This is a genomic window from Vibrio sp. 10N.261.54.E10, assembly GCF_002877735.2.
GTDB lineage: Bacteria > Pseudomonadota > Gammaproteobacteria > Enterobacterales > Vibrionaceae > Vibrio > Vibrio crassostreae_C.
In genome coordinates, this window is record NZ_MCXE02000003.1 from 481022 (window position 1) to 493987 (window position 12966).

The 12966-nt window shown below is 47.0% G+C and carries 10 protein-coding genes; 5 read left to right on the top strand and 5 right to left on the bottom strand.

Annotated elements, in window-relative coordinates; all coding sequences use genetic code 11:
- Positions 1-107: 107 nt before the first annotated feature.
- Positions 108-1349, top strand: coding sequence for an NADH:ubiquinone reductase (Na(+)-transporting) subunit B (locus tag BCU07_RS21150; RefSeq protein ID WP_054542084.1), 1242 nt, complete (start codon positions 108-110; stop codon positions 1347-1349).
- 92 nt (positions 1350-1441) lie between these two features.
- Here the strand turns inward: BCU07_RS21150 and BCU07_RS21155 are convergent, their stop codons facing one another.
- The 3 genes from BCU07_RS21155 to BCU07_RS21165 all read right to left on the bottom strand — a co-directional run bounded on the left by BCU07_RS21155 (position 1442) and on the right by BCU07_RS21165 (position 4207).
- Positions 1442-1693, bottom strand: coding sequence for a DUF6482 family protein (locus BCU07_RS21155; RefSeq protein WP_102428488.1), 252 nt, complete (start codon positions 1691-1693; stop codon positions 1442-1444).
- A 130-nt stretch (positions 1694-1823) separates the two neighbouring features.
- Complete coding sequence (gene gorA / locus BCU07_RS21160; RefSeq protein WP_017070093.1) at positions 1824-3179, bottom strand: glutathione-disulfide reductase; 1356 nt, start codon at positions 3177-3179, stop codon at positions 1824-1826.
- A 188-nt stretch (positions 3180-3367) separates the two neighbouring features.
- A complete protein-coding gene (locus tag BCU07_RS21165) occupies positions 3368-4207 on the bottom strand; it encodes a 23S rRNA (adenine(2030)-N(6))-methyltransferase RlmJ (protein WP_017060143.1) in 840 nt (279 codons plus the stop codon).
- A 279-nt stretch (positions 4208-4486) separates the two neighbouring features.
- On the opposite strand from BCU07_RS21165, the gene prlC reads away from it, so the two are divergent.
- Positions 4487-6529 (top strand): oligopeptidase A, encoded by a 2043-nt coding sequence (gene prlC, locus BCU07_RS21170; RefSeq protein ID WP_017071475.1) that lies wholly within the window; start codon positions 4487-4489, stop codon positions 6527-6529.
- 91 nt (positions 6530-6620) lie between these two features.
- Here prlC and asnC read toward each other — a convergent pair whose 3' ends face one another.
- Positions 6621-7085, bottom strand: coding sequence for a transcriptional regulator AsnC (gene asnC, locus BCU07_RS21175; RefSeq protein ID WP_008218581.1), 465 nt, complete (start codon positions 7083-7085; stop codon positions 6621-6623).
- 126 nt (positions 7086-7211) lie between these two features.
- On the opposite strand from asnC, the gene BCU07_RS21180 reads away from it, so the two are divergent.
- The 3 genes from BCU07_RS21180 to BCU07_RS21190 all read left to right on the top strand — a co-directional run bounded on the left by BCU07_RS21180 (position 7212) and on the right by BCU07_RS21190 (position 11958).
- On the top strand, positions 7212-10334 hold the full coding sequence (locus tag BCU07_RS21180; protein ID WP_065583838.1) for an EAL domain-containing protein: 3123 nt from the start codon (positions 7212-7214) through the stop codon (positions 10332-10334).
- 112 nt (positions 10335-10446) lie between these two features.
- Positions 10447-11226, top strand: coding sequence for a class I SAM-dependent methyltransferase (locus BCU07_RS21185; protein ID WP_102428487.1), 780 nt, complete (start codon positions 10447-10449; stop codon positions 11224-11226).
- 141 nt (positions 11227-11367) lie between these two features.
- On the top strand, positions 11368-11958 hold the full coding sequence (locus BCU07_RS21190) for a hypothetical protein (protein WP_017060147.1): 591 nt from the start codon (positions 11368-11370) through the stop codon (positions 11956-11958).
- Between the two features lie 112 nt (positions 11959-12070).
- Here the strand turns inward: BCU07_RS21190 and BCU07_RS21195 are convergent, their stop codons facing one another.
- Positions 12071-12949: a carboxylate/amino acid/amine transporter gene (locus BCU07_RS21195; RefSeq protein ID WP_017060148.1), complete on the bottom strand. Its 879-nt coding sequence runs from the start codon at positions 12947-12949 to the stop codon at positions 12071-12073.
- Positions 12950-12966: the final 17 nt, after the last annotated feature.

The following is a 12966-nucleotide window of genomic DNA, read 5'->3' on the forward strand; positions in this document are numbered from 1 at the left end:
GGACACCCTTTCTTCATACGAATTTGACTAAAAATCGCTATAAATTGTTCAAATAGAGCAGTTGATGCGTAGAAAACCATAACTCAAGCAATAAGGTGATTGAGATTATGAGTTTAAAAAAACGATTAGAAGACGTGGCTCCACGCTTCGAAGCTGGAGGGAAGTACGAAAAGCTTTACCCTGTGTATGAAGCGTTCGCCACCATATTTTATACGCCCGGCAACGTAAACCGAGGCCAGACCCATGTTAGAGACAGTATCGATCTCAAACGAATCATGATTCTGGTGTGGCTAGCGACCTTTCCCGCGATGTTTTGGGGGATGTATAACGTCGGACACCAAAGCTTCCTCGCATTAACGTCCAGTTATCAACTTAACGAACTTACCTCTGTTATTGAAAGCAGCTGGCGCTTGTCATGGGCATTTGGTGATGCGCAGTCATTGATAGCAAGTGGCTGGGCAAGTCAGATGTTGCTTGGTGCACTCTATTTTCTACCTGTTTATGCCACAGTGTTTGTTGTGGGTGGTTTCTGGGAGGTCTTGTTTGCAGTCGTTCGCAAGCACGAAGTTAATGAAGGCTTCTTTGTCAGCTCGGTGCTGTTTGCACTAATCCTCCCGCCAACCATTCCGCTCTGGCAAGCCGCATTAGGTATCACTTTTGGTATCGTTGTCGCCAAAGAGCTGTTCGGTGGTACAGGACGAAATTTCCTTAATCCTGCGTTAGCTGGACGGGCTTTCCTCTATTTCGCTTATCCAGCCAACATGTCGGGTGGGCTTGTGTGGGTTGCCGCTGACGGCTATTCAGGCGCGACACCACTGAGTCAATGGTATGAGGGTGGCAGTACTTCGCTTATCAATAATATGACTGGCGAGGCGATCACCTGGATGGATGCGTTTGTCGGTAATATACCGGGCTCGATGGGTGAGGTTTCTTCATTGCTTATCATGTTGACGGGTCTGATTCTGATTGCCATGAAGATAGCCTCTTGGCGCATTGTTGCGGGTGTGATTATTGGCCTTGTGGCGACCTCTAGTTTGATGAATTGGATCGGATCCGAAACCAACTCGATGTTTTCTATGCCGTTCTACTGGCACTTTGTGTTGGGTGGCGTTGCCTTTGGTACTTTCTTTATGGCGACCGACCCAGTTTCTGCCGCTTTTACCAATCAGAGTAAATGGGCTTACGGGATTCTTATCGGTGTGATGACGGTTGGTATTCGCGTGCTCAACCCTGCTTATCCAGAGGGCATCATGCTGGCTATCTTGTTCGCCAACCTCTTCGCCCCACTGTTCGATTTTATTGTGAAAGAGCAAAACATCAAACGCAGGCAGAAGCGGACATTGCGTTGATTTGAGTGAATAAGAGGGAAAGTTACTCCCATAAGAAAGGCTTACATTGATGTAAGCCTTTTAATTTTTATCGCGACTGATTTGAAGTTGATTTAACTCCACTTCAAATCAATCTCGAACGGTTGGGCGTGGCCACAATGCTCACCACACATTTCGTCGTAGGCACTGTTGTGAACCAGCATTGCCGACGCCACGCCTTGGTCGCTAAAGTGGTCGCGTGCTTGGTTAACACTCAAAAACTTCATTGGGTGCTGGTGGTCGTCTTTGATTAACTGTTTTTGCTCGCCAATGATTTGGTAAGCCAAGTAGATCCCGCCTTCAAATGATTCGATTAGTAGATTCATCACAAACTCCATTGCTGATCTAGATAGGTGGATATTTGTGTTACGTCGAATCGAGAACCAAGGTTCAAAGCGGGCATAAAAAAAGCAGGCACAAGGCCTGCTTCTAAAGAGAGCTCAACTAAGACGTTGATTATCTCATGGTAACAAACTCTTCGCTGCCCGTTGGGTGAATCGCCACAACAGAGTCGAAGTCTGCTTTGGTTGCGCCCATCTTCATTGCAACGCCGAAGCCTTGAATCATCTCATCAACCGTGAAACCGATGCCGTGTAGGCCAACGACAGTCTCTTCTTCGCCAGCACATACTAGCTTCATCTTACAAGGTTGACGGTGCTTGGTTACTGCTGTGTACATCGCAGTGAAGCCAGATGTGTAAACCTTGATGTTGTCTTTGCCGTACTTCTCTTCAGCTTCTTGAGTCGTTAGACCAATCGTGCCGATAGGTGGGTGGCTGAATACAACAGTAGGAACTAGGTTGTAGTCCATTTTCGCGTTAGTTTGACCGTTGAATAGACGCTCAGAAAGCTGACGACCTGCTTTAACCGCTACAGGAGTTAGCTCGATACCGCCTTCCATGATGTCGCCAACACAGTAGATGCCAGGAACGTTAGTCGCTTGGAACTCGTCTACCTTGATGTAGCCACGATCGTTCGTCTCAACGCCAGTTGATGCTAGGTTGATAGCGTCAGTTGCTGGATGGCGACCGATAGCCCAGATTAGGTGGTCAACGTTTTGAGTGTTGCCGTTCTCTAGGTGTAGAGTCAGTGTGCCATCCGCTTCTTTCACAACTTCTTTAGGCACTGAGTGCGTGTGAAGTGTTGGACCTTCTGCTTCCATTACTTCTACTAGCGTTTCGATGATCATTGGATCGAAGCTACGTAGTGGAGATTCTTTACGACAGAACAAGTGTGTTTCTGTGCCTAGTGCGCTTAGTACACCTGCGATCTCAACTGCGATGTAGCCAGCACCGATAACCGCAACGCGTTTTGGTTGCTCCATTAGGTCGAAGAAGCCATTTGAGTCGATGCCGTATTCTGCACCTGGGATGTTTGGAATTGTTGGACGACCACCTACCGCGATCAGGATGTGATCTGCTGTGTAGTGTTCACCGTTCACTTCAACTGTCTTTTCATCAACGAACTTAGCAAAGCCTTTGATTACGTTTACTTTGTTGTTACCTAGTACGCGGTCGTAAGATTGGTGGATACGACCAATGTACGCTTGGCGGTTTTCAATCAGCTTGCTCCAGTTAAAGCTTTTTACTTCAACGTCGAAGCCGTAGTCCTCAGAGTATAGGTTGATTGCTTCAGCGACTTGAGCGCCGTGCCACATTACCTTTTTAGGAACACAACCAACGTTTACACAAGTACCACCAAGGTCTTGAGCTTCGATAAGTGCAACTTTTGCACCGTGCATAGCTGCGCGGTTTGCTGATGCGATGCCGCCTGAACCGCCGCCGATACAGATGTAATCAAAATGAGTCGCCATTACTTTCTCCATTTATTGAAGGCTGTGGGTACAGTGAGCGCACTGAACACCTACGTCCTATAGATTCTTAAATTGTCTAATTATTATATTGAGGGCAGATCGGTTGAACTCAATCTCCCTGTTTAAAATTTATTCGTGTACGTCACAATCTGCTTAATATTTGTCAGAGCATGACGTTAAGTTCGAGATTACTCGGGTACGATCCACTCTACTTTGAAGTGACCGGTCGCTGGCGCAATTGCTTCCTTCAAGAATGGAAGAATCTCTTTCATTTGGCTTTCTAGCTTCCAAGGCGGGTTAATCACGATCATGCCTGATGCCGTCATGCCACGCTCGTTGGTGTCTGGTGATACGCCAAGTTCGATTTGTAGAATCTTGTTGATGCCTAAGCCTTCGAGACCTTCGATCATATCTTCGATATCACAGCGATTTACTACCGGGTACCAAATTGCGTAGATACCGGTTGCCCAGCGCTTGTGGCTTTGAGCGATTGCAGTCACGACATCACGGTACTCTTTTGCCAGCTCGTAAGGCGGGTCGATCAGTACTAAACCACGACGTTCTTTTGGTGGCAGGCTGCCCTTTAAGCGCTTAAAACCATCTTCTTTGTAGATAGATACCTGACGATCACGGTGGAACTCTTGCTCAAGCAGCGGGTGATCGGCTGGGTGAAGCTCAGTCAGTACCATGCGGTCTTGGTCACGCAGGTGTGCACGTGCAACACGTGGAGAACCCGGGTAGTAACGCAGTTTCTCGCCATTATTGAGAATGGAAATAGACTCAAGGTAGCTTTGAATGTCTTCAGGAAGGTCTGTTTGCTCCCACACACGAGCAATACCTTGCTTGTATTCACCGGTTTTTTCAGACCATTCATGCGTTAAGTCGTAACGACCTACACCAGAGTGAGTGTCATGATAAACAAAAGGCTTATCCTTTTGTTTCAAAGAATTAAGAATAAGGCTCTGTACGATATGCTTTACTACGTCGGCATGGTTACCTGCGTGGAAGCTGTGGCGATAACTTAACAAATTAAACTCTCGTAACACTCTCGAATTAGAGTGTGGTTAGTGTAGGTGGGGTTAATCAGACTATTATAACCCTCAATGGACCATAAATTCTCGAACAATTCAGGGACAGTCGTCAGCTATCTGCAGTTAGTTATTGGTTCTACTATTGAAATTTGCCTTTATGGGCACTATTTAATAACTATTCGCAGGTGATTTTTTAGGGCGAACTTTAGCCTGATGACTGTAAGACGACCTCATTACAAAAAAGACGAAAGTCTCTAAAGCCAAAGGAATGTTTATATGTCTAATCCGCTATTAACCTTCACGGACTTACCTCCGTTTTCACAGATCAAGCCAGAGCACGTAAAGCCTGCAGTTGAGCAAGTGATTGAAGCGTGTCGCAACAAGATAGAACAAGTACTTGAAGGTAATACTTCACCAAGCTGGGACAACCTAGTTGCTCCAATTGAAGAAGTGGATGATCGTTTAGGTCGCATTTGGTCACCTGTAAGCCATATGAACTCTGTCGTGAACAGTGACGAACTGCGTGAAGCGTATGAGAGCTGCTTACCTGTGCTATCTGAATACGGCACTTGGGTTGGCCAACACAAAGGCTTGTTCGAAGCGTATAAAGCGATCAAGGCGAGTGAAGCATTCTCTGCACTGAACCGAGCTCAACAAAAAACTATTACCGACGCACTGCGCGACTTTGAATTGTCGGGCATTGGCTTACCTGCAGATGAACAGCATCGTTACGGCGAGATCAGCAAGCGCCAGTCTGAGTTAGGCTCTCAATTCTCAAATAACGTGCTTGATGCAACCATGGGCTGGAGCAAGCAGATCACAGACGTAGCTGAGCTGGCAGGTATGCCTGAATCAGCACTGGCGGCAGCTCAAGCGGCGGCTGAGTCTAAAGAGCAAGAAGGCTACCTACTGACTTTAGATATCCCATCATACCTACCTGTGATGACCTACTGTGATAACCAAGAACTGCGTAAAGAGCTTTATGAAGCGTACGTAACGCGCGCTTCAGATCGCGGTCCAAACGCAGGTAAGTGGGACAACACTGAGATCATCACCGAGCAACTTAAGCTGCGCCACGAGATCGCGCGCATGCTTGGTTTCAGTACTTACAGCGAAAAATCACTGTCGACTAAGATGGCAGAAACGCCAGACCAAGTGCTTGGCTTCCTAAACGACCTAGCAGTAAAAGCAAAACCACAAGGTGAGCGTGAAGTTGAAGAGCTGCGTCAGTTTGCAGAGAAAGAATTTGGTGTCTCTGAGCTAAACCTGTGGGACATCGCTTACTACAGTGAGAAACAAAAACAGAAACTGTTCGAGATCTCTGATGAAGAGCTTCGTCCTTACTTCCCAGAATCTAATGTGGTTTCAGGTCTGTTTGAGGTACTGAACCGCGTGTTTGGTATGTCGGTAACAGAGCGTCAAGGCGTAGACACTTGGCATGAGTCAGTGCGTTTCTTTGATATCTTTGATGCGACTGGAACACTGCGTGGTAGCTTCTACCTAGATCTATACGCACGTGAACACAAACGTGGTGGCGCTTGGATGGATGACTGTCGTGGTCGTCGCATTACCGAATCTGGCGAGCTACAGACCCCGGTTGCTTACCTAACGTGTAACTTCAATAAGCCAGTTGGTGATAAGCCAGCACTGTTTACTCACGATGAAGTGGTGACCTTGTTCCACGAATTCGGCCACGGTATCCACCACATGCTAACGCAAGTAGAAGCGGGCGCAGTTGCGGGTATCAATGGTGTGCCTTGGGATGCGGTTGAGCTACCAAGTCAGTTCCTAGAAAACTGGTGTTGGGAAGAAGAAGCGCTGTCGTTCATCTCTGGTCACTTCGAAACGGGTGAAGCGCTACCAAAAGAGATGCTAGAGAAGATGCTAGCGGCGAAGAACTTCCAATCTGCGATGTTTATCCTGCGTCAGCTAGAGCTTGGTTTGTTCGATTTCACGCTACACACAGAATACGACCCTGAAGTGGGTGCTCGCGTACTAGAAACGCTAGCGGATGTTAAGTCTAAGGTGTCGGTACTGCCAAGCCTAGATTGGAACCGTTTCTCACACAGCTTTGGTCACATCTTTGCTGGTGGTTACAGCGCGGGCTACTACAGCTACCTGTGGGCAGAAGTGCTATCGGCAGATGCGTTCTCAGCATTTGAAGAAGAGGGTATCTTCAACACTGAAACGGGTAATCGCTTCCTGAACAACATCCTTGAAATGGGTGGCAGTGAAGAGCCAATGGAGCTGTTCAAACGCTTCCGTGGTCGTGAGCCACAAATCGACGCAATGCTGCGCCACGCGGGAATCAACGCATAATCACGGTAACTATCTAGTTTATTGCGAAAAGAGCCTCTAGTTAGAGGCTCTTTTTTTGTCTGTGCGTTATGCCAAGCAAGGCGAATCAATGTTATGGATTCACATTGCGGTTGATAGGGTTCTGCAATGAAATCAGTGTCTCTGTCGACTGAACTTCATCGATCGCTTGCAGCTTATCGATCAATACAAACTGCAGCTCTTCTATCGACTTACACATCAGCTTTACAAAGATATTGTAAGCACCAGTGGTGTAGTACGCCTCAACCACTTCGTCTAAGGCATTCAGCTTAGCGATCGCCGAGTGGTAATCTTTGGCAGCATTAAGGTTGATGCCAATAAAGCAACACACGTCGTAACCCAGTTTTTTGGTGTTTACCACAACTTCCGTTCGCTCGATAATGTCTGCCGATCTCATCTTTTCGATGCGAACGTGAATCGTCGCAGGGCTGACATCGAACTGCTTTGCCATTTCAGCGTAAGGAGTTCGTGCATCTTCCATCAAGGTTTTGAGAATGGCACGGTCTAGATCATCTAGACGAGCTGTGGTTGTGGACATGCATAATCCTTAGGTTGAATGAAAAACATACCGGCTTGAGTACACATCATAGCCAAGGGTGATAATATTAGCAGTAACTATAGGGTTAGGGTGAATTCAGTGCGATTTTCGTTATTTTTTATTGTGATGTGTTGGAGTGTTTTTGCTTCAGCTCAGGCAAAAGATGTGTTGGTTATTCACTCTTATCATCAAGGCTTTTTCTGGACAGATGATTTCCATAAAGGACTATCTGATGAGCTCGATCGCGATGGGTTATCTTACCGGGTTGTTTATCTCGATACCAAGCTAACTCAAAACGCTGAATACTTAGAGCGAATTTATCAGCTATACCGCACTAAGCTGTCGCATAAAGAGTTTGCCGCTGTAGTCGTCAGTGATAATAACGCCCTCAATCTGATGAAACGCTTAGCGCCCGAACTCAATGGCACGCCCGTTATTTTTGGTGGCATCAACAATTTTTCTCCGCAAATGATTGAAGGCTTGCACGCAACCGGTATCACTGAAGATATTGATATGGCGAGCAATATTGAGCTGATCAATCGACTTCAATCGACGGTTAAAAAAGTTTACGTGGTTACCGATCACTCGGTAACGGGTGAAGCTATTCGCGCTCAAGTGGATTTATTTCTACAAAAACGCCCTGAGTTTTCTGGGATGGTGGAGCAATATACGCCTGATTCTTATCAAGAACTGATGACGTTCGCGCAACGCGCTGATCTAACTAAAAGCTTGTTGTTCTGGGCCTACTACCGCGACATCAATGGTCGGGTCAGCAGCAAAGAAGACTGGCGTCAGCTCAACAAAAAAACTCAGATGCCATTGTATATTGTGCATGATTTAGGACTTGGGTTTGGTGCGATTGGTGGCGTGATCCACAGTGGAGAAACGCAAGGTCGAGACACGGGGCGCGTGCTGTTGAGCGTGCTGAACAATCCTAAGGCTCCATTGCCATTGGTGGTTGCTGGCGCGCCAGAAATCAAACTCGATTACCAACAGATCTCACGTTGGGATTTGGGTGCAGAGAATGAAGCCTCAGTAACCTTCCTCAATAAGCCGAAGTCATTCTTAATGCGCTATCGCGATGAAATTCGCACCATCGGTTTAATGTTCTTGAGCATGTCGTGTGTTATCGCGGTGTTGGTGTATTACCTTAACCGTCTGAAGAAGAGCGAACGTGCAAGTCGCCAAAGCCAACGACTGTTGGAGTCGATATTTGATCAGAGCCTGCAATTTATGGGCATCATTGATAAGGGTGGCGTGCTGCTGTCGAGTAACAGCAAGTTACATGAGCTGCTTTATAATCAAGGCTATAAACTGGGAACGCCGCTGCAACAACACCAACATTGGGAAAGTTCTGCGCGAGAAGTGCTAGCCGAATATTTCATCGCAAAAAGTGAGCACCCAGCCTTACGATTTGAAGCCGAGGTGTGGTGTCGAGATCGCGGTGCGATGGTGTTGGATATTTCATTGAAGCCGATGCCGGGCAGTGAAGACGAAGACATTCAGTTTCTCTTTGAGGCGCGCGACGTGACCTCACGTAAGCTTGCTGAGAATAAGCTGTTCCAACGTGAAGCAAACTTGAAGCTGTATTACGACAAACAGCCGGTGATGATGATTACGCTCGATGGCAATAATCGCATTCAACAAGTGAACCAGTTTGCCGAAGAGCTTTTGGGATACCCTCTCGATCAGTTGTTGGGCCATCGCCCTAGAGAATTCTATGTTGATGAGAACGCGATGATTCCTCGTCATATCTTGCTGCAACCTCAGCATAAGATTCGTGGTGTGTGGCGTCGTGATATCGAATATCGCCATGCCGACGGCAGCAAGAGCTGGATTCGTGAAAATATCCGCCCGTTGGTGGAGTCTGATCAGCTGTTGATTGTGGGTGAAGACATCACCGAAACGCACGAGCTTTCTGAAAAGCTAGAGTATCAGGCTCGCTATGACCTACTGACTGACACCTTTAACCGCAACCACTTTGAGCAAGAGCTGCAAAAGGCGCTGAAAGAGGTTGAGAGCCACATGCGAACTCACGCAATGTTGTTCCTAGATTTGGATCAGCTGAAAGTGCTGAACGATACCGCAGGACATGAAGCGGGTGATGCTGCGATCTTGTTTAGCGCCAAACTGCTAGAAGACGTACTGCCTTACAATGCGGTGTTAGCGCGAATGGGTGGTGATGAGTTTGCTGTGCTGATGAAAGACTGTACTGAACGAGATGCGGTGAATGTGTGTCGCAGTATTATCTCGATGATGAGTGAGAATCCATTCTTGTGGGATGATATTCGACTCAACCTGACGTGCTCTATCGGTATTCGATTGATCGACCATACAGCAGCTTCACCACAGATGGTGCACGCTCAGGCGGATGCAGCTTGTCATGCCGCTAAAGAAGAAGGTCGCAATCGCTATCATCTTTACCATCAAGATGATGAAGACCTGCGTCGTCGCCATCTTGAGATGGAGTGCGTTAACCTAGTGCATGAGGCCTTGGCTAACGATCGCTTAGAGTTGTTTGCGCAGCGAATTCTTGGCCTAGATGAAGACAGCGATAAAATGCACTTTGAAATCTTGGTCCGCATCAAGAACATCCAAGGGGAATACATCTCCCCGGGGATCTTCATGCCAGCCTCAGAGCGTTATAACATCGCGCATTTGATTGACCGCCAAGTCGTCAGTCAAACCTTGGGTTGGTTGGAGCAACGCCCTGAGGTTATTGAGGAACTGGGGATGTGTTCAATCAATCTTTCCGGTCACTCGATGGGTAACCGTGAGTTTGTCGAATTTTTGATAGATAGCCTGAGCGATTCATCGATACCGTGTCATAAGATTTGTTTAGAGATCACCGAAACAGCGGCCATGAGTAACATGAAGCAGGCGATCAAGTTCTTCACTCGAATCAAAGAGCTTGGCTGCATGATTGCATTGGATGATTTTGGCTCAGGGCTATCGTCATTTGGCTATCTGAAAAAGCTGCCTGTCGATATTGTGAAGATCGATGGCTTGTTTGTACGTGATATTGATGTGAATGAGATGGACCATGTGATGGTTCGCTCGATCAATGATCTTGCCAAGCAGATGGGCAAGCACACCGTGGCTGAGTTCGTTGAAAATACCCAGATTATCGACAAGCTTATCGAACTGGGTGTGAACTACGCGCAGGGCTACATCATAGGGCGACCTAAGCCACTCGCAGAGCTTGTTGAAGAGTTAAGACAAGAGCGAGAGACAGAGCCATTGGTTTAGGTAAGCCGACTTTAGCTGGGAATACTTTTCACCGCTAATATGTATTGTTGAGGCAATCAGGTAAACTGGTTGCCTCTTTTGTTTTGAATACTACTGTCTGTTGGAGACGACCTTGCAACTACAACTGATTTGCGAAGATGCTACCCAAATCGATCATTTGAATGACTTAACGACCCGCTGGAACTTATCTCATGATGAAAGCAGCGATTTTGCTTTGGTACTGACTAGTGAGCGACTTGAGCTACGTAAAGTCGATGAGCCCAAGCTTGGCGCTATCTTTGTTGATTTAGTGGGAGGCGCAGTTGGTCACCGACGTAAGTTTGGCGGTGGTAAAGGTCAGGCGATTGCCAAAGCAGCTGGTTTAAACAAAGGCGCAACGCCAACTATTCTTGATGGTACTGCAGGCTTAGGGCGCGATGCGTTTGTGTTGGCTTCTCTAGGTTGTAAGGTGCAAATGGTCGAGCGTCACCCCGTTGTGGCCGCACTGCTTGATGATGGCTTGCAGCGAGCGCAACAAGACCCAGATATCGGTGGTTGGGTAACTGAACGCATGAAGTTGATTCACGCATCCAGTCACGATGCGTTGGATAAGCTCAGTAACGATCCTGACTTTGAACAACCTGATGTGGTGTACCTCGACCCTATGTACCCACACCCAGAGAACAAAAAGAAATCGGCTCTGGTCAAAAAAGAGATGCGCGTATTCCAATCTTTGGTGGGTGCCGATCTGGATGCTGATGGCCTATTTGAGCCAGCGATGAAGTTGGCATCGAAGCGAGTTGTGGTTAAAAGACCGGATTACGCAGCTTGGTTAGACGAGCAAAAACCGAGCATGGCGATCGAAACCAAAAAGAACCGTTTTGACGTCTATGTGAAAGCATCAATGACTTAATTGAAGCATCAATAACTTAGATACACGCTAAGAAAATTTCCCGTCATAAATACGATAAATTGCCATTTAACACTTGCGATAGTCGCGTTACAGATGTATATCTAACTAAGAATCATTATTATTCTTAGCTGGAGTTGAAGCATGGCTAAACGCTTTTGTAAGTTAAACCGTCGAGATATCACCGAACACTTGGGCGAGATCCACAGCTTGGTGACTGAACCTAAGTTCGTGTGTCGTTCTTGCGCGCGTTCTTCGGCGGATCAAGCGAATCTATGCAAACCCACCGCAATTCCACCTCTTGGTTGTCAAAACAAACCCGTTGAAGAGAAAGTCGCATGCGGCCTGCTAGCGGAAACATTACCTGCACCAGAACTGTCGCTTGCGGAAATCAACGAGGCAATTGAACCGAGCGTACAAATGTTCGATCCAGCCGCCGCTGATATGGCCCCTGAGCTTGCCAAAAAAGAAGCCGCACAGAAAAAAGCCAAGCTGAAAAAACTGATGGCGAAGGCGAGCGGTGATGAGAAAGCTGAACTCAAACAAGCGAAGAAAGCGGCTAAGAAACAAGAGAAGTACAATAAGAAACTGGCGAAGATGATTAAGAAGCAGCAAAAGCTGTTTAAGAAAAGTCAGAAGCTGGAAAGTGAATTGGAACGAATCAACCTACAACTTGATGATGTTGCCTTCACTGAAACCAAGACTCAGGTAGTGAGCCACAATCAAATCCACTGAAGTTGATTTGAATGGTTTATTGCTACAGCGATGATTTAAAAAGAGCGACCTTAGGTCGCTCTTTTGCTTTTTGGGGTTATCCGAGCTGACTCATGTAGCTCGTTCAAATCAGCTAAGCGTTGCTTGCGGATCTTGCTACGCGCTTCTTCACCCACGTCTCATTGACGAATAAAGAGAATAAGATAACGGCGCCACCAATAGACAAGCGAACCAAATCGACATCTCTGTTCCAAATCAGGATATTCACCACCAGACCAGCAGGAACCAAGGCATTGTTCATCACTGCCAGCGCGCCAGCATTCACCATGCACGCGCCTTTATTCCACATAAAGTAACCCAGCCCCGACGCAATCAAGCCAAGGTAGATCAGGATTCCCCATTGAAGTGTGGTGGTGGGCAGTTTCTCTGGGTTGCCTAGTAGCATGAAAGCCACTGACGCGACACATAGCGCCCCTAAGTAGAAGTAACCAAATACGGTTCGCTGAGGCAACTCGGTCGATTCCTTCTCCATCACCACCTTGTAGCCCACCTGACCAATAGCAAAGCACAGGTTCGCGCCTTGCACGACGAGGAAGCCGACTAAAAAGTTTTCGTTAATACCTGCGAACTTAATGAATACCGCGCCCAATACCGCAATTGCCGCTGTCACTAGGTACCACGGAGAGAATTGCCCTTTGAGAAAGTCATAAATAAGCGTGACGTAAATTGGGGTAAAGACAGTAAACAAAAGGACTTCAGGAACGGATAGCAGTAAGAAAGACTGATAGTAGAAGCAGTACATCAGGCCAAGCTGGATACCACCAATTGCCATCAATTTAGCGATCAGCTTACGCGATACGCCGCGAAACTTTAGGAAAGGAAGAAATACGACGCCAGCAAGGGCAACACGCATTAAAACAGAGAACCAAGAATCAACCTGACCCGCAAGGTAAACGCCGATCAGGCTAAAGGAGAAGGCCCATAGGAGGGTAACACCAGCTAAATAGCTCATAGTAAAACTTCGTTAAT

Coding starts and splice junctions, on each gene's coding strand:
- BCU07_RS21150 (WP_054542084.1), top strand. CDS start 108: ATGAGTTTAAAAAAACGATTAGAAGACGTGGCTCCACGCTTCGAAGCT.
- BCU07_RS21155 (WP_102428488.1), bottom strand. CDS start 1,693: ATGAATCTACTAATCGAATCATTTGAAGGCGGGATCTACTTGGCTTAC.
- gorA (WP_017070093.1), bottom strand. CDS start 3,179: ATGGCGACTCATTTTGATTACATCTGTATCGGCGGCGGTTCAGGCGGC.
- prlC (WP_017071475.1), top strand. CDS start 4,487: ATGTCTAATCCGCTATTAACCTTCACGGACTTACCTCCGTTTTCACAG.
- asnC (WP_008218581.1), bottom strand. CDS start 7,085: ATGTCCACAACCACAGCTCGTCTAGATGATCTAGACCGTGCCATTCTC.
- BCU07_RS21180 (WP_065583838.1), top strand. CDS start 7,212: ATGTGTTGGAGTGTTTTTGCTTCAGCTCAGGCAAAAGATGTGTTGGTT.
- BCU07_RS21190 (WP_017060147.1), top strand. CDS start 11,368: ATGGCTAAACGCTTTTGTAAGTTAAACCGTCGAGATATCACCGAACAC.
- BCU07_RS21195 (WP_017060148.1), bottom strand. CDS start 12,949: ATGAGCTATTTAGCTGGTGTTACCCTCCTATGGGCCTTCTCCTTTAGC.